Here is a 16,184-nt window from a genome sequence, read left to right on the forward strand (position 1 = left end):
AGCCGCAGCGGATCGACGTGCTCAGACGTGAGCGACGATCCCGCCCCGAGCGCCGGCGGGCGTGAAGACGCCGGGTACACCACCCCAGTGTGTCGTCTACGCCCCCAGAACCCTCCGCAAGTAGTCGTTCTGGAACAGCCGATCAGGATCGAGGCGGTCCCGCAGCGCCGTGAACTCACCGAAGCGCGGATACACCCGGGAGAAGTACTCGGCGTCCCGCGTGTGGACCTTGCCCCAGTGCGGACGGCCCTCGTGGGCGGTGAAGATGCGCTCGGCCGCCGTGAAGTACCGCTGGTAGGGGGTGCCCTGGAACATGTGGACGGCGATGTACGCGCTGTCCCGGCCGGAGGCGGTGGACAGCGCGATGTCGTCGGCGGGGGCGGTGCGCACCTCGACGGGGAAGCTGACCCGCAGGCCGGAGCGGTCGACCATCGCCTTCAGCTCGCGCAGCGTCTCGACGACGGCCGCGCGCGGAACGGCGTACTCCATCTCCACGAAGCGCACCCGGCGCGGGGACGTGAAGACCTTGTAAGGAATGTCCGTGTAGGTCCGTGCGGACAGGGCCTTGCTGGAGATCTGGGCGATCGCGGGAATCGTGGCGGGCACCGCGCGGCCGACCCAGTTGGCCACCTGGAAGACGCCGTTGGAGAGGAACTCGTCCTCGAACCAGCTCTTGAGCTGCGGCACCGGCTTCTCCGGACCCGCGCTGCGGTTGTTGCGCTTGGTGTTGGTGCTGCCGGTGTGCGGGAACCAGTAGAACTCGAAGTGCTCGTTCTCGGCCCAGAGTTCCTCGAAGTCGGAGAGGACCTTGTCGAACGGCATCGGCTCCTCGCGGGCCGTGAGCAGGAAGACCGGCTCGACGGCGAAGGTGATCGCGGTGACGATGCCCAGGGCGCCGAGGCCGATGCGGGCGGCGGCGAAGACCTCCGGGTTCTCCTTCTCGCAGCACGTGAGGACGGAACCGTCGGCGGTGACCAGCTCCAGGCCCTTGATCTGGGCGGCGATCGAGCCGGAGTCACGGCCCGTGCCGTGCGTGCCGGTACTGGTGGCGCCGGAGACCGTCTGCTCCATGATGTCGCCCATGTTCGTGAGCGACAGGCCCTCGCGGGCGAGGGCCATGTTGAGCCTCTTGAGCGGGGTGCCGGCCTCCACCGTGACCGTCATGTTCTCGCGGTCGACCTTGCGTATGCCGGTCAGCAGTTGAGGGCGGATCAACATGCCGTCCGTCGCGGCTATGGAGGTGAAGGAGTGCCCGGCGCCGACGGCCTTCACCTTCAGACCGTCCTCGGCGGCCCGCCGCACCGCGGCGGCCAGCTCGTCGACGGAAGCAGGGGTGACCTCCCGCGCGGGACGGGCCGAGACGTTGCCGCCCCAGTTACGCCACGTGCCGTTCTTTCCGTTCGCTGTGCTGCTCAACGGAGCCTCCCCGACCCGGTGCCGGTCGCTTGAGCCGGCGGAACCCGAGGAAACCCACCGCGACCGCGACGGCCCCGGCCACCGCCGGAACCCCGTACCCGGCACGCGCCCCGGCCGCGTCGATCACCCAGCCGGCCACGGAGGAGCCGAGTGCGACACCCGCCGCGAGCCCGGTGCTCACCCAGGTCATGCCCTCGGTGAGCTGCGCGCGTGGTACGTGCTCTTCGATGAGGGACATGGTCGTGATCATCGTCGGAGCGATGGACAGACCCGCAACGAACAGCGCCACGGCCAGAAACGGCAAGTTTCCGACCAGTAGGAGGGGGATCATACTCACGGCCATGGCACACACGCCCAGCAGCCACCGGCGTTCCGGCGGCCCGGCGAAGTGCAGCAGCCCGTAGACCATGCCCGCCACACAGGAACCCGCCGCGTACACCGCGAGGACGACGCTGGCGGCGGCCTTGTGCCCCTCCTCCTCGGCGAAGGCCACGGTCACCACGTCGACCGCCCCGAAGATCGCCCCGGTCGCCACGAAGGTGGCCACCAGGACCTGAAGGCCCCGCGAGCGCATCGCCGTGCCGCCGCCCCGCCGCTCACGCGGGTGGGGTGCGGGCTCGGTGGCGCGCTGCGCGGTCAGCGAGAAGACGCCGACCGCCAGGAAACAGGCGGCGAGCAGCGGACCGGCCTCCGGGAACCAGGCCGTGGACAGGCCGATGGAGATGATCGGCCCGAAGATGAAGCACACCTCGTCCACCACGGACTCGAAGGAGTACGCGGTGTGCAGCTGCGGCGTCCCCCGGTACAGGGCCGCCCAGCGGGCCCGGATCATCGCGCCGACGCTCGGGACGCAGCCGATGCCCACGCACGCCGCGAACAGCACCCAGTCGGGCCACCCGTAGTGCGCCGCGCACAGCAGGAGCACCGCCGCGGCCAGCGAGACCAGCGTCGCCGGGCGCAGCACCCGCCGCTGCCCGTACTGGTCGACCAGCCGCGAGACCTGCGGTCCGGCCACCGCGGCGGACAGCGCGATGGTGGCCGACAGGGCACCGGCCAGGCCGTACCTCCCGGTGAGCTGGGAGATCATCGTGACCACGCCGATGCCCATCATCGAGATGGGGATGCGACCGAAGAAGCCCGCGACGGAGAAACCCTTGGAGCCTGGGGCTGCGAACAGGGCGCGGTAAGGGCTGGGCACGAGGTCTCCGAGGGCTCAGTAAGCTGCGAACGCAGTCGACACAGCTTACGTCTGGAATGCCCGGCAGCACCCGTCCGGCCCCGTCCCGGATCGGTCGCCGCGCGGGGGTCACCCGCCGTTTCCCGGCTGTCAGTGCAGGGTGGCAGGATCGACTCATGCCAGACGCGCGCGATGCCAGCCCCTACGACGCCCTGCTCCTGCTCTCGTTCGGCGGCCCGGAAGGCCCGGACGACGTGGTCCCGTTCCTGGAGAACGTGACGCGTGGGCGCGGCATCCCCAAGGAACGCCTCAAGGAAGTCGGGCAGCACTACTTCCTGTTCGGCGGGGTCAGCCCGATCAACGACCAGAACCGCGCCCTGCTGGACGCCCTGCGCAAGGACTTCGCCGACCACGGCCTGGACCTGCCGGTGTACTGGGGCAACCGCAACTGGGCACCGTACCTGACGGACACGCTGCGGGAGATGGTCCGCGACGGCCGTCGCCGCGTCCTGGTCCTCGCCACCAGCGCCTACGCCTCGTACTCGGGCTGCCGCCAGTACCGCGAGAACCTCGCCGACGCGCTCGCGGCCCTTGAGGCGGAGGGCCTGGAGCTGCCCAAGGTCGACAAGCTGCGGCACTACTTCAACCACCCCGGCTTCCTGGAGCCCATGATCGACGGGGTGCTCCGGTCCCTCGCCGAGCTGCCCGACGACGTCCGGGACGGAGCACACCTCGCCTTCTCGACGCACTCGATCCCGACGGCCTCCGCCGACACCTCCGGCCCCGTCGAGGAGCACGGCGACGGCGGCGCCTACGTGAAGCAGCACCTGGACGTGGCGCAGCAGATCGCCGACGCCGTCCGGGAGCGCACCGGCGTCGACCACCCCTGGCAGCTCGTCTACCAGTCCCGCTCCGGCGCCCCGCACATCCCGTGGCTGGAGCCCGACATCTGCGACCACCTCGACGAGCGGCACGCGGCCGGCGTCCCGGCCGTCGTCATCGCCCCCATCGGCTTCGTCTCCGACCACATGGAGGTCCTGTACGACCTCGACACGGAGGCCAAGGCCAGGGCGGAGGAGCTCGGACTGCCGATGCGGCGCTCGGCCACCGTCGGCGCGGACCCGAGGTTCGCCGCCGCGATCCGCGAGCTGGTCGTGGAGCGTGCCGCCGCCGAACGCGGGCAGGACGTCACACCGTGCGCCCTGGGCGCCCTCGGGGCGAGCCACGACCTCTGCCCGGTCGGCTGCTGCCCGGCCCGCGCCCCCCGGCCCGCCGCCGCGGGCGCCGACAGCACCTACGCGTGAGGAGCCCCGTGACCGACCCCCTGCACACGGACCTGCTCGAACTGGCCCGGGAGGCCGCCCGCCGCGCCGGGGCGCTGCTGCGGGACGGACGCCCGGCCGACCTCGCGGTCGCCGCGACGAAGTCCAGCCCCATCGACGTCGTCACCGAGATGGACATCGCGGCGGAGAAGCTGATCACGGACCTGATCGCCGAGCGCCGCCCGGACGACGGGATCCTCGGCGAGGAGGGCGCCGCCACGGAGGGCACGAGCGGCGTCCGCTGGGTGATCGACCCGCTCGACGGCACCGTGAACTACCTGTACGGGCTGCCCACCTGGGCCGTCTCCATCGCCGCCGAGCAGGACGGCGAGACCGTCGTCGGCGTCGTCGCGGCCCCGATGCGCGGCGAGACCTTCCACGCCGTGCGCGGCCGGGGTGCCTGGGCCACCGGCGCCTGGGACGGCGAGCGCGGGCTGGCCTGCCGCCCCGCGCCGCCCCTGGACCAGGCGCTGGTCTCCACGGGCTTCAACTACGTCGCCGACGTCCGCGCCCACCAGGCCGATGTGGCCCAGCGGCTGATCCCGCTGCTGCGCGACATCCGGCGCGGCGGCTCGGCCGCGGTCGACCTGTGCGACGTGGCCGCCGGACGCCTCGACGGCTACTACGAGCGCGGTCTGCACCCCTGGGACCTCGCGGCGGGGGACCTGATCGCCCGGGAGGCGGGCGCGCTGACCGGTGGACGCCCCGGAGAGCGTCCGTCGGGTGATCTGGCAGTGGCGGGGACCCCCGGCGTCTTCGAGCCCCTCCAGCGCATCCTGGAGGACTTCGGAGCCTGGCACGACTGAGTGGGAGACAACGAAGCGGGCCCCGGCGCTGGATTCGCCGGGGCCCGCTTCCTGCGGCAGGATCAGACGCTCGTCGCGCTGACCTCCACACCGTGCTCGGCGGCGAGACGGCGCAGGTCGTCGAGCTCGCCCTGCTCCACATCGACGAGGAAGTCGTCGCCCTCGTCGCGAGCCCGGGACAGATCGGACTCGGTCGCCCTTATGCGCTGCAGAAGTCCTGCGGTGAATGCGTCCATGCTGCGCCCCCTCGTCCTGGGTCGTGGGTCGATGGCACGGGGGTGTGCCGTTCGGAAGGGACGATCACGCCGCCTGCGGATGCCCAGCGCCGCTCGGCCGGGCGGCGACGGTGCCGGACACCCATGCCCGCCCTGCGGAAAGCGGATTGATGCGCACCGCATGGTGGTGCGGCGCCAGCAGAGCGTGATCGTGGGATGTAAAGCCGTCCTCCCCAAGCTCCCTTCCGTGGAAACCTAACCGGAGGAGAAAATCTCGTATTCCCCCTCGGGTCACCGCCCTCTCACCCGCCTTACCTCCGACTTATGGCCGAAAAGGGCAGGATGGAGGGCAACACACCAAGGCACCGTCGAAGCCCCCTGCCCGCGTGCGCCCGGTGGAGGGCTACGCGGGTGGACATGAGGAAGGACCACGAACGTGCGCGTACTCGTCGTCGAGGACGAGCAACTGCTCGCCGATGCGGTGGCCACCGGACTGCGCCGGGAGGCCATGGCCGTCGACGTCGTGTACGACGGCGCGGCCGCCCTGGAACGCATCGGGGTCAACGACTACGACGTGGTCGTCCTCGACCGCGACCTGCCCCTCGTGCACGGCGACGACGTCTGCCGCAAGATCGTCGAACTGGGCATGCCCACCCGGGTGCTGATGCTGACGGCCTCCGGCGACGTCAGTGACCGGGTCGAAGGGCTGGAGATCGGCGCCGACGACTACCTGCCCAAGCCGTTCGCGTTCAGTGAGCTCATCGCGCGCGTGCGCGCCCTCGGCCGGCGCACCAGCGTGCCCCTGCCGCCCGTCCTGGAGCGCGCCGGGATCAAGCTCGACCCCAACCGCCGCGAGGTCTTCCGCGACGGCAAGGAGGTCCAGCTCGCCCCCAAGGAGTTCGCCGTCCTGGAGGTGCTGATGCGCAGCGAGGGCGCCGTCGTCTCCGCGGAGCAGCTCTTGGAGAAGGCCTGGGACGAGAACACCGACCCGTTCACCAACGTCGTGCGCGTGACGGTCATGACCCTGCGCCGCAAGCTGGGCGAGCCGCCCGTCATCGTCACCGTCCCCGGCTCCGGCTACCGGATCTGATACCCCGTGGCAGCTACCCCCGCGCCCCCGCAGGCGCCTCCCAAGCCCACCTGGGACCCCAGAAGGCCCGTGCCGCCCTTCCCCTGGCTGCGCCCGACCATCCGCATAAGGCTCACGCTGCTCTACGGCGGCATGTTCCTGATCGCGGGCATCCTGCTGCTGTCGATCATCTACCTGCTGGCGGCACAGGCCCTGAACGTGGGCAGCGAGCTGCCGTTCAAGATCGTCGAGGGCAAGGTCACCAGCGACATCTGCAACCTGCCCGACCAGGCATCGCCCGCCGAGTTCAACAACGCCATGAACCACTGCGTCAACGAGCAGCGCCAGAACGCCCTGGACAACCTGCTCAGCCGCTCGCTGCTGGCCCTGCTGGGCCTGGCGGTCATCGCGTTCGCCTTCGGCTACGCCATGGCCGGCCGCGTCCTGTCCCCGCTGGGCCGGATCACCCGTACCGCCCGCGCGGTGGCCGGCTCCGACCTCTCCCGGCGGATCGAGCTGGACGGGCCGGACGACGAGCTGAAGGAGCTGGCGGACACCTTCGACGACATGCTGGAGCGCCTCCAGCGCGCCTTCACCGCCCAGCAGCGCTTCGTCGGCAACGCCTCGCACGAACTGAGAACGCCGTTGGCGATCAACCGCACGCTCCTCGAGGTGCACCTGTCCGACCCGGGCGCCCCCACCGAACTCCAGCAGCTCGGCAAGACGCTGCTGGCCACCAACGAGCGCAGCGAGCAGCTGGTGGAGGGCCTGCTGCTGCTCGCCCGCAGCGACAACCAGATCGTCGAGCGGGGGCCGGTGGACCTCGCCGAGGTCGCCGAGCAGGCCATCGACCAGGTCCGCGGGGAGGCCGCCGGCAGGGGCGTGAGCATCCGCGGCGAGCAGAAGCCCGCGGTCGTCCAGGGCAACGGCGTGCTGCTGGAGCGGATCGCGCTCAACCTCGTGCAGAACGCCGTGCGCTACAACGTGGCGGAGGACGGCTGGGTCGAGGTCACCACCGACGTCCAGCACGGCCAGGCGGTCCTCGTCGTCGCCAACACGGGCCCGGTCGTGCCGGCGTACGAGATCGACAATCTCTTCGAGCCGTTCCGGCGGCTGCGCACGGAGCGGACGGGCAGCGACAAGGGCGTGGGGCTCGGGCTGTCCATCGTCCGGTCGGTGGCCCGGGCACACGGCGGGCACATCTACGCCCAGCCGCGCGAGGGGGGTGGACTCGTCATGCGCGTCACGCTGCCGATCTGAGATCATGTCGCCGATCCACTCGGCGTCACACGGGGATGTTCGCTTTGCGCGGAATTTTCGAAGCTTCACCGCGCGTGCACTGTGTGTGATCGATCACAGGGACGCCTTTCCAGACATCTACTCTCCGTGATCATGCCCGTTGTCGGAAAGCCGGGATAATCCCGGTTTTCGGGGGTCTTGATCACGGGAAGTACACGGTGAGACGCCTTTGGCGTGCAGCATTCGGACCGTGTACGGTCCCCATCGCCATCCAAGCCGATCACTCATGAGGGGTCCGGTTGGGTGTCGATTGAGTAACAGACCTTGATGTGAGGCAAAATCTCCGCCTCAGGTCGGGCACAAGTCCGGCCTCTCACGCGTTACGTGCGCTGGAGACACCGCAGACACCCAGAGGGGGAGAGCGACCATGGCAACCGATTACGACACTCCACGCAAGACCGACGACGACGTCGACTCGGACAGTCTCGAAGAGCTGAAGGCTCGGAGGAACGACAAGTCGGCCTCCGCCGTGGACGTCGACGAGTTCGAGGCCGCCGAAGGCCTCGAGCTGCCCGGAGCCGACCTCTCGAACGAGGAACTGGCCGTCCGGGTGCTCCCGAAGCAGCAGGACGAGTTCACGTGCATGAGCTGCTTCCTGGTGCACCACCGCAGTCAGCTGGCCCGGGAGAAGAACGGTCAGCCGATCTGCCGCGACTGCGACTGAGGGCGGGTCGGCCGTGACCGGTTCGACCCCTCCCTGGAAGCGCCGCTTCTCCAAGCGGACAGCGGACGAAGGGCCGACGGACGGCCCGCGGTACGGCGCGCGTGACGACGAGCGAGGCTCATCCGGTACGGGGGCGGCCTCGCTCGAACCGGCAGCGGACCGGGGTGACCTCCCGGCGTCCGTGGACGTCCCCGCACCCGTCGCGAGACGGCGGGCGGGGACGCTCCGGCAGCGGGCCAGGGAAGGCGCCCGCAAGGGCGGGGACCGGGCCCGGGCCGGACTGGCCTACCTGGCCGACCGCATCATCGAACTGGCCCCGCGCGTGCCCGTACGGGACCTGGCGACGCTGCGCAGGCAGTTCCCGGGCCTGGGGCCCGAGGAACTCGCCGACAAGCTCGTGGCGGGCGCCGCCAAGGCGACGGCGACGGTCGGAGCCGGTGTCGGCGCGGCCGCGATGCTCCCCGTGCCCCCGGCGATGCCGACGGAACTGGCCGCCGAGATCACCGGCGTCGCGGTGATCGAGCTGAAGCTGATCGCCGAACTCCACGAGGTCTACGGCGTACGGCCGCCCGGCAATCTCAAGCAGCGCAGCACCGCGTACCTCGATTCGTGGTCGGGGGAGCGCGGCGTCGACCCGTCCAGGCCGTCGACCCTCAGCGCGGCGCTGAACAGCCGCATGAAGCGCGAACTGCGGCAGCGGATCATGAAGCGCATGGTCCGCAGCATGCCGAACCTGATGCCGTTCCTGGTGGGCGCCGCCGTGGGCGCGGTCATGAACCGCGGCGAGACGAGAAAGCTCGCCGGCCGGATCCGCGGGGACCTGCGCAAGATCCAGGTGCCCTGGGAGGCCCTGGAGGCACTCCCCGGCCTGGAACGTCCGGCGGACGCCCTGGAGATGGGCGAGATCACCCATGACCCCCTGGGCCGTCACGAGGGCCACCACGGCGGCGACGGGCGCTGAGACCGGGCGTCGATCAGCGGCCGGGTGACGTCCCGCTCAGGAGTGCTACGCCGGCTTCGCCGTCCGCAGCGCCTCCGCCAGGCGCTCCGGCTCGCGCGTGGACAGGTACAGGTACGGAGTCGGGTCCTGCGGGTCCGTGACCTCCACCCGCAGGGCCGTAGGGATGTACGCGCGCAGCAGGAGGAAGGCGCGCGGATCGGCCTTGTAGGTGCGCCAGGCGCGGGCCTCCTCCGCGTCCAGCACCTCCGCCTCGCCCAGTGCCGCCAGCGGGATCTTCGCCTCTCCCGCGATCAGGCAGTCGCCGACCACGCGGATGCGGAGCGAGCCGTACGAGCTCGCGGCGACGGCCGCGACCGCGGTGCCCCCGGCCAGGCCGCCGAGCATCGGCAGCGTGCCGAACGGGAGCAGGATCAGGGCCATGGAGACGCCCACGAGGAACGAGATCAGCCACCAGGTCCGCGGGGCGGTGAGGCGTTCTTCGTACGGGGCGGCGGAGAGCTGCATGGGCCAAGCTTGACACGGTGTCCGAAAGGGGCCGACGCGCGGGTAAGGTCTCCGGCTGTGAGTCGTACTTCCGCAGCTCTTCAGCCTCCGGCCGACGCCGTGCAGCCGGTGCGGCACCCGGACGCGCCCGCGCCCGGCGAGCTCCTCGGCGCGCACTACGGGGCGTGTTTCGGCTGTGGCGACGACCAGCCGCACGGGCTGCATCTTCAGGCGCGGGCGGGCGAGGGCGTGTCGCTCACCGCCGAGTTCACCGTCCAGCCCGCCCACCAGGGCGCTCCGGGCCTCGCGCACGGGGGCGTGCTCACCTCCGCCCTGGACGAGACCCTCGGCTCGCTGAACTGGCTGCTGCGCACGATCGCGGTGACCGGGCGGCTGGAGACCGACTTCGAGCGGCCCGTGCCCGTCGGCACCACGCTGTACCTGGAGGCGGAGGTGACGGCGGTCGCCGGGCGGAAGATCTACTCCACCGCGACCGGACGCGTCGGCGGCCCCGACGGGCCCGTCGCCGTGCGCGCGAACGCGCTCTTCATCGAGGTGAAGGTCGACCACTTCGTCGACCACGGCCGCCAGGAGGAGATCCGGGCCGCCATGAGCGACCCGGACCAGGTCCGGCGCGCCCGCGCGTTCGAGGTGAACCCGTGAGCACGGGCCGTCCCTTGCAACCGGCAAGCCCCACCAGCTCCGTCAGCCCGGAAGGTCCCATGAGCCCCGCGACTCCCACGAGCCCCATGCCTCCCGGGAGCCGGCAGCCGCTGGACGTGCTGATCCGGCGCGTCGACCCCGACGTGCCGCTTCCGTCGTACGCGCAGCCCGGTGACGCCGGGGCCGATCTGCGCACCACCGAGGCGTGCCAACTGGGGCCGGGCGAGCGGGCCGTGCTGCCCACGGGGGTGTCTGTGGCGCTGCCGGAGGGGTACGCGGCCTTCGTGCACCCGCGATCCGGCCTGGCCGCCCGCTGCGGCGTCGCGCTGGTGAATGCCCCGGGGACGGTTGATGCCGGGTACCGTGGGGAGATCAAGGTGATCGTGGTGAATCTCGACCCGCGCGAGGCCGTGCGGTTCGAGCGCTTCGACCGGATTGCCCAACTGGTAGTCCAGCAGGTCGAGAGGGTCCGCTTCCAGGAGGTGGCGGAGCTTCCCGGCTCCGCGCGGGCCGAGGGGGGCTTCGGGTCCACCGGAGGCCATGCGGCGGTGGACGGGACGAGCGGCACAAGCGGTCAGGCCGCCGTCGGCGGTCAGGCGGGTGGGAATCGATACGCTTCGGTCGTATCCGACCGGGAAGGACAGTGACGTGTTCGGACGTCGCAAGAAGAGGGATGCCGCCGAGGACGCGGCCGGCGAGGCCGAGCAGGTCGTCGACGGTGTCGACAGTCAGGCGGACGACGAGGGCGGGCGCCTGAGGCTCGAGCCGGCGCCGCGCCCCGACGGGCCCTGGGACAGCTCCGAGGTGCGTGACCCGAGCGAAGGCCGGGTCGACCTGGGCGGTCTGTTCGTGCCGGGCGTCGACGGCATGGAGCTCAGGGTCGAGGTCGCGGGCGACGCGATCGTGGCGGCGACGGTCGTGCTGCGCGACAGCGCCATCCAGCTGCAGGGCTTCGCGGCCCCCAAGCGTGAGGGCATCTGGGGCGAGGTGCGCGAGGAGATCGGCACCGGCATCACCCAGCAGGGCGGCATCGTCGACGAGGTCGAGGGGCCGCTGGGCTGGGAGCTGCGCGCCCAGGTGCCCGTACAGCTGCCGGACGGCACCGGCGGCTTCCAGGTCGTGCGGTTCGTCGGTGTGGACGGCCCCCGCTGGTTCCTGCGCGGGGTCATCTCGGGCCAGGGCGCGGTGCAGCCGCAGGCCGCCGGGCTGCTGGAGCAGATCTTCCGGGACACGGTCGTGGTCCGCGGGGAGGGCCCGATGGCGCCCCGCGACCCGATCGTCCTGAAGCTGCCCAACGACGCCCAGATGGTCCCCGAGGGCGTCCAGCAGGAGGAGGGCTCCCGTTTCGCGGGCGGAATGGGCCAGCTCCAGCGCGGGCCGGAGATCACCGAGGTCCGCTGAACCCCCAGAGACACCAGGGCCGCACCCCGCCGGGGGTGCGGCCCTTTCTCGTGCGCGGAACCTTGACGGTGCATTGGTCTGTACCTACCGTCTCCGTCCAACGCGTCTGTTCATAAAGGCGCTTCACGTTCATATACGAGAACGGAAGGCCCCCACGCATGCGCAGAACCGCTCTCTTTGCGGCCTCGGCCACCCTCGTCGCGGGTGTTCTCGCCTGGCCCGCCGACGCCGCTCCCAGCGCCCCCGCCGCCTTCACCCACCCCGGAGTCACCGTATCCAAAGGCCAGTTGGACTTCACCCGGTCCAAGGTCAACGCCGGTGCCCAGCCCTGGAAGGGCGCCTTCGACCGGATGACGGCGAGCAAGTACGCCGACCTGAACCGCGCGCCCAGGCCCCGGGCGGTCGTCGAATGCGGTTCGTACTCCAACCCCGACCTCGGCTGCACCGACGAGCGCGAGGACGCCATCGCCGCGTACACCCACGCGCTCGCCTGGTACATCACCCGCGACGAACGGCACGCTCGCAAGGCCATCGAGCTGATGGACGCCTGGTCCGCCGTGATCCGCGATCACACCAACAGCAACGCGCCCCTGCAGACCGGCTGGGCCGGCTCCTCCTGGTCCCGGGCCGCCGAGATCATCAAGCACAGCTACACCGGGAACTGGGCGAACTCCGGCCGCTTCGCCACGATACTCCGCACCGTCTACCTGCCCGAGATCATCAACGGCTCGAACTCCAACGGGAACTGGGAGCTGTCGATGACGGAGGCCGCCGTCGGCATCTCCGTCTTCCTGGAGGACAAGGCCTCGTACGACAAGGCCATGGCGACGTTCCGGACCCGGACGGCCGCCTACGTCTACCTGGAGTCAGACGGGGCCCTGCCGAAGACCGTGCCGAGCCAGAACCTGAACAGCCGCGAGAAGATCGTCAAGTACTGGCAGGGGCAGACGACCTTCGTCAACGGACTCAGCCAGGAGACCTGCCGCGACTTCACGCACACCGGCTACGGACTCTCGGCCATCTCGCATGTCGCCGAGACCAGCCGCATCCAGGGGCAGGACCTCTACGGCACCGACGTGGGCGAGCGGCTGCGGCACGGGCTCGGCTTCCATGCCAGGTACCAGCTCGGCGCCGGTGCCGAGGGCTGGCTGTGCGGCGGCTCGCTGAAACTCGGGCTCGGGCCGGTCTCCGAGGTCGGGCACAACGCCCTCGCCAACCGGCTCGGCCACGCCATGACCAACACCGGGACACTGACCCTGCGGGGCCGCCCGGCAGGGAGCAACAACCTCTTCGTCGCCTGGGAGACCCTCACCCACGGCGACAACCCCGCCTGACCCCTCGACCGGCCGCGTCAGAGTTCCGTCAAAGTGCGCATCCGGGCGTGCCCGGCGCCCGGCTGCCGCGCTTTCCGGCCGTAGGGTCGACGCTGCGCAGTCGGCAGACCACCGGAAGACAATGAGGCCATGGCACGCGGCAAGCTTCGGATCCACCTCGGCGCGGCACCGGGCGTCGGCAAGACGTACGCGATGCTGGCCGAGGCGCACCGCCGCGTCGAGCGGGGCACCGACTGTGTGGTGGCCGTCGTCGAGCACCACGGGCGGCCCCGCACCGAAGTGCTGCTGCACGGGCTGGAGCAGGTGCCGCGCAGGGAACTGGAGTACCGCGGCGGCGTCTTCCCCGAGATGGACCTCGACGCCGTCCTCGCCCGCCGCCCCCGGGTCGCGCTCGTGGACGAACTCGCCCACACCAACATCGCCGGCTCCCGCAACGCCAAGCGCTGGCAGGACGTGGAGGAACTGCTCGCCGCCGGGATCGACGTGGTCTCGACCGTCAACATCCAGCACTTGGAGTCCCTCGGTGACGTCGTCGAGTCGATCACCGGGGTGCGGCAGCTGGAGACCGTGCCGGACGAGGTGGTACGCCGGGCCGACCAGGTCGAGCTGGTCGACATGACGCCCCAGGCGCTGCGGCGGCGGATGGCGCACGGCAACATCTACCGGCCCGACAAGATCGACGCCGCCCTGTCGAACCACTTCCGCCCCGGCAACCTGACCGCCCTGCGCGAACTGGCCCTGCTGTGGGTGGCCGACCGGGCCGACGCCTACCTCACCCGGTACCGCAGCGAGCACCGGGTGTCGAAGATCTGGGGCTCGCGCGAGCGGATCGTGGTCGGTCTGACAGGTGGACCCGAGGGCCGCACGCTCATCCGCCGGGGCGCCAGGCTGGCCGAGAAGGGCGCCGGCGGCGAGGTGCTGGCCGTCTACATAGCCCGCAGCGACGGACCGACCTCGGCCTCGCCCAAGGAACTGGCGGTGCAGCGGACCCTGGTCGAAGACCTGGGCGGAACGTTCCACCATGTCGTCGGCGACGACATACCGGCCGCGCTGCTCGCCTTCGCCCGCGGCGTGAACGCCACCCAGATCGTGCTGGGCTCCTCGCGCCGCAAGACCTGGCAGTACGTCTTCGGGCCCGGTGTCGGAGCGACGGTCGCCCGGGAGTCCGGACCCGACCTCGACGTGCACATCGTCACCCACGACGAGGTCGCCAAGGGCCGCGGACTGCCGGTCGCCCGGGGCGCGCGGCTCGGACGCTCCCGTCGGGTGTGGGGCTGGATCACCGGTGTCGCCGGACCACCGCTGCTGGCCGCGCTGCTCAACGCCGTCGACCTCGGCCTCGCCAACGACATGCTGCTGTTCCTGGCGCTGACGGTGGCGGCAGCCCTGCTCGGCGGGCTGCTGCCCGCCCTGGCCTCGGCGGCGGTGGGCTCCCTGCTGCTGAACTACTTCTACACACCGCCCCTGCACCGCTGGACCATCGCGGACCCGAAGAACATCGTGGCCCTCGTGATCTTCGTCGCGGTCGGTGTGGCGGTGGCCTCCGTGGTCGACCTCGCCGCCCGCCGTACGCATCAAGCGGCCCGGCTGCGGGCCGAGTCCGAGATCCTGTCCTTCCTCGCCGGCAACGTGCTGCGCGGCGAGACGGGCCTGGAGGACCTGCTGGAACGGGTCCGGGAGACCTTCGGCATGGAGTCGGCGGCCCTGCTGGAACGGGCGAGCGACGTCGAGCCATGGACCTGTGCCGGCCGCGTGGGCCCCGGACGCCCGGTCGACCGGCCCGATCAGGCGGACGTGGACATGCCCGTCGGCGACCACATGGCCCTGGCGCTCACCGGCCGCGTGCTGCCCGCCGAGGACCGCCGGGTGCTGGCCGCCTTCGCCGCCCAGGCCGCCGTCGTCCTGGACCGCCGCCGGCTCCGGGAGGAGGCCGACCGGGCCCGCACGCTCGCCGAGGGCAACCGCATCCGCACGGCCCTGCTGGCCGCCGTCAGCCACGATCTGCGCACCCCCCTCGCCGGGATCAAGGCGGCGGTGACCTCCCTGCGCTCCGAGGACGTCGAGTGGTCCGAGGAGGACCGGGCCGAGCTGCTGGCGGGCATCGAGGAGGGCGCCGACCGGCTCGACCACCTCGTCGGCAACCTGCTCGACATGTCCCGGCTCCAGACGGGCACCGTCACCCCGCTGATCCGTGAGATCGACCTCGACGAGGTGGTGCCGGTGGCGCTCGGCGGCGTGCCCGAGGGCAGCGCCTGCCTGGACGTGCCCGAGACGCTGCCCATGGTCGCCGTCGACCCCGGGCTGCTGGAGCGGGCGATGGCCAACCTCGTGGAGAACGCCGTCAAGTACAGTCCGCCCGGTGCGCCCGTGCTGGTCGCCGGCAGCGCGCTCGCCGACCGGGTCGAGGTGCGGATCGTCGACCAGGGGCCGGGCGTGCCCGACGAGGCCAAGGAGCGCATCTTCGAGCCCTTCCAGCGCCACGGCGACGCCCCACGCGGCGCGGGCGTGGGTCTGGGCCTCGCGGTGGCACGCGGCTTCGCCGAGGCCATGGGCGGCACCCTGGACGCCGAGGACACCCCCGGCGGCGGGCTCACCATGGTCCTCACCCTCCGCTCGGCGGGAACCCGCCCGGAGCGCCGTCCCGCGGCACAACCGGAAAGGCAGGCCTCATGACCCGCGTCCTCGTGGTCGACGACGAGCCGCAGATCGTGCGCGCCCTCGTGATCAACCTGAAGGCACGCGCGTACGAGGTCGACGCGGCCCACGACGGTGCCACCGCCCTGCGGCTCGCCGCCGCCCGCCACCCCGACGTGGTCGTCCTCGACCTCGGACTGCCCGACATCGACGGCGTCGAGGTGATCAGGGGACTGCGCGGCTGGACCCGGGTGCCGATCCTGGTGCTGTCCGCCCGGCACACCTCCGACGAGAAGGTCGAGGCGCTGGACGCGGGCGCCGACGACTACGTCACCAAGCCGTTCGGCATGGACGAGCTGCTGGCCCGGCTGCGGGCCGCCGTACGCCGGGCCGAACCGGCCGGCGACGGCCCGGGCGACATGATCGTCGACACCGGCGAGTTCACCGTCGACCTGGCCGCGAAGAAGGTCAACCGGGCCGGCAAGGACGTACGGCTGACCCCCACGGAGTGGCACCTGCTGGAGGTCCTCGTGCGCAACAGCGGACGCCTGGTCGGGCAGAGGCAACTGCTCCAGGAGGTGTGGGGGCCCGCGTACGGGACGGAGACGAACTATCTGCGCGTGTACATGGCGCAGTTGCGACGGAAGCTGGAAGCGGACCCCTCGCACCCGAAGCACTTCGTCACCGAGCCGGGGATGGGCTACCGCTTCGAGAAGTGAGGGGTCTCGGGCCGGGAAACA

16 protein-coding genes are annotated in these 16,184 nt (G+C 71.4%); 12 read left to right on the forward strand and 4 right to left on the reverse strand.

Going from position 1 to position 16,184, the window contains the following annotated elements:
* Window positions 1-96 precede the first annotated feature (96 nt).
* Both A4E84_RS30075 and A4E84_RS30080 read right to left on the reverse strand, forming a co-directional pair.
* A complete protein-coding gene (locus tag A4E84_RS30075) occupies window positions 97-1,416 on the reverse strand; it encodes a D-arabinono-1,4-lactone oxidase (RefSeq protein WP_062929540.1) in 1,320 nt (439 codons plus the stop codon).
* Complete coding sequence (locus A4E84_RS30080; protein WP_062929541.1) at window positions 1,376-2,614, reverse strand: MFS transporter; 1,239 nt, start codon at window positions 2,612-2,614, stop codon at window positions 1,376-1,378. Before A4E84_RS30080 ends, A4E84_RS30075 begins: the two co-directional genes overlap by 41 nt.
* A 155-nt stretch (window positions 2,615-2,769) precedes the next feature.
* Here A4E84_RS30080 and A4E84_RS30085 point away from each other — a divergent pair, with 155 nt between their 5' ends.
* Both A4E84_RS30085 and A4E84_RS30090 read left to right on the forward strand, forming a co-directional pair.
* Window positions 2,770-3,897, forward strand: coding sequence for a ferrochelatase (locus tag A4E84_RS30085; RefSeq protein WP_062929542.1), 1,128 nt, complete (start codon window positions 2,770-2,772; stop codon window positions 3,895-3,897).
* An 8-nt stretch (window positions 3,898-3,905) separates the two neighbouring features.
* Window positions 3,906-4,721, forward strand: coding sequence for an inositol monophosphatase family protein (locus tag A4E84_RS30090; protein WP_062929543.1), 816 nt, complete (start codon window positions 3,906-3,908; stop codon window positions 4,719-4,721).
* Window positions 4,722-4,783: 62 nt separating this feature from the next.
* On the opposite strand, the gene A4E84_RS43550 is transcribed toward A4E84_RS30090, so the two are convergent.
* Window positions 4,784-4,957 (reverse strand): hypothetical protein, encoded by a 174-nt coding sequence (locus A4E84_RS43550; RefSeq protein WP_167455422.1) that lies wholly within the window; start codon window positions 4,955-4,957, stop codon window positions 4,784-4,786.
* A 415-nt stretch (window positions 4,958-5,372) separates the two neighbouring features.
* Here A4E84_RS43550 and A4E84_RS30095 point away from each other — a divergent pair, with 415 nt between their 5' ends.
* The 4 genes from A4E84_RS30095 (at window position 5,373) to A4E84_RS30110 (ending at window position 8,929) form a co-directional block, all read left to right on the forward strand.
* Complete coding sequence (locus tag A4E84_RS30095; RefSeq protein ID WP_003993508.1) at window positions 5,373-6,026, forward strand: response regulator transcription factor; 654 nt, start codon at window positions 5,373-5,375, stop codon at window positions 6,024-6,026.
* A gap of 6 nt (window positions 6,027-6,032) precedes the next feature.
* Window positions 6,033-7,265: a sensor histidine kinase gene (locus A4E84_RS30100; protein ID WP_062929544.1), complete on the forward strand. Its 1,233-nt coding sequence runs from the start codon at window positions 6,033-6,035 to the stop codon at window positions 7,263-7,265.
* A 406-nt stretch (window positions 7,266-7,671) separates the two neighbouring features.
* The gene (locus A4E84_RS30105; RefSeq protein ID WP_003993510.1) at window positions 7,672-7,968 is read left to right on the forward strand and encodes a DUF4193 domain-containing protein; all 297 of its coding nucleotides are present in this window, start codon (window positions 7,672-7,674) and stop codon (window positions 7,966-7,968) included.
* A 13-nt stretch (window positions 7,969-7,981) separates the two neighbouring features.
* Window positions 7,982-8,929, forward strand: a complete 948-nt coding sequence (locus A4E84_RS30110; RefSeq protein WP_062929545.1) for a hypothetical protein — start codon at window positions 7,982-7,984, stop codon at window positions 8,927-8,929.
* Between the two features lie 45 nt (window positions 8,930-8,974).
* On the opposite strand, the gene A4E84_RS30115 is transcribed toward A4E84_RS30110, so the two are convergent.
* Window positions 8,975-9,433 carry a DUF3093 domain-containing protein gene (locus A4E84_RS30115; protein ID WP_062929546.1) on the reverse strand — a complete coding sequence of 153 codons (459 nt, stop codon included), beginning with the start codon at window positions 9,431-9,433 and terminating at the stop codon, window positions 8,975-8,977.
* A gap of 57 nt (window positions 9,434-9,490) precedes the next feature.
* Here A4E84_RS30115 and A4E84_RS30120 point away from each other — a divergent pair, with 57 nt between their 5' ends.
* The 6 genes from A4E84_RS30120 (at window position 9,491) to A4E84_RS30145 (ending at window position 16,163) form a co-directional block, all read left to right on the forward strand.
* A complete protein-coding gene (locus A4E84_RS30120; RefSeq protein WP_062929547.1) occupies window positions 9,491-10,075 on the forward strand; it encodes a PaaI family thioesterase in 585 nt (194 codons plus the stop codon).
* An 86-nt stretch (window positions 10,076-10,161) separates the two neighbouring features.
* Window positions 10,162-10,722 carry a dUTP diphosphatase gene (gene dut / locus A4E84_RS30125; protein WP_062931663.1) on the forward strand — a complete coding sequence of 187 codons (561 nt, stop codon included), beginning with the start codon at window positions 10,162-10,164 and terminating at the stop codon, window positions 10,720-10,722.
* Window position 10,723: 1 nt separating this feature from the next.
* Window positions 10,724-11,476, forward strand: coding sequence for a DUF3710 domain-containing protein (locus A4E84_RS30130; RefSeq protein ID WP_062929548.1), 753 nt, complete (start codon window positions 10,724-10,726; stop codon window positions 11,474-11,476).
* Between the two features lie 158 nt (window positions 11,477-11,634).
* Window positions 11,635-12,810 (forward strand): alginate lyase family protein, encoded by a 1,176-nt coding sequence (locus A4E84_RS30135; protein WP_062929549.1) that lies wholly within the window; start codon window positions 11,635-11,637, stop codon window positions 12,808-12,810.
* Between the two features lie 129 nt (window positions 12,811-12,939).
* Window positions 12,940-15,483: a sensor histidine kinase gene (locus tag A4E84_RS30140; protein ID WP_062929550.1), complete on the forward strand. Its 2,544-nt coding sequence runs from the start codon at window positions 12,940-12,942 to the stop codon at window positions 15,481-15,483.
* Window positions 15,480-16,163 (forward strand): response regulator, encoded by a 684-nt coding sequence (locus A4E84_RS30145; protein WP_062929551.1) that lies wholly within the window; start codon window positions 15,480-15,482, stop codon window positions 16,161-16,163. The genes A4E84_RS30140 and A4E84_RS30145 overlap by 4 nt, the downstream gene beginning before the upstream one ends.
* Window positions 16,164-16,184 lie beyond the last annotated feature (21 nt).

The organism is Streptomyces qaidamensis (assembly GCF_001611795.1).
GTDB lineage: Bacteria > Actinomycetota > Actinomycetes > Streptomycetales > Streptomycetaceae > Streptomyces > Streptomyces qaidamensis.

Bases quoted from the DNA above. Each gene is read 5' to 3' on its own strand.
- A4E84_RS30085 (WP_062929542.1), top strand. From the start codon at position 2,770: ATGCCAGACGCGCGCGATGCCAGCCCCTACGACGCCCTGCTCCTGCTC.
- A4E84_RS43550 (WP_167455422.1), bottom strand. From the start codon at position 4,957: ATGGACGCATTCACCGCAGGACTTCTGCAGCGCATAAGGGCGACCGAG.
- A4E84_RS30105 (WP_003993510.1), top strand. From the start codon at position 7,672: ATGGCAACCGATTACGACACTCCACGCAAGACCGACGACGACGTCGAC.
- A4E84_RS30115 (WP_062929546.1), bottom strand. From the start codon at position 9,433: ATGCAGCTCTCCGCCGCCCCGTACGAAGAACGCCTCACCGCCCCGCGG.
- dut (WP_062931663.1), top strand. From the start codon at position 10,162: ATGCCTCCCGGGAGCCGGCAGCCGCTGGACGTGCTGATCCGGCGCGTC.
- A4E84_RS30135 (WP_062929549.1), top strand. From the start codon at position 11,635: ATGCGCAGAACCGCTCTCTTTGCGGCCTCGGCCACCCTCGTCGCGGGT.
- A4E84_RS30140 (WP_062929550.1), top strand. From the start codon at position 12,940: ATGGCACGCGGCAAGCTTCGGATCCACCTCGGCGCGGCACCGGGCGTC.
- A4E84_RS30145 (WP_062929551.1), top strand. From the start codon at position 15,480: ATGACCCGCGTCCTCGTGGTCGACGACGAGCCGCAGATCGTGCGCGCC.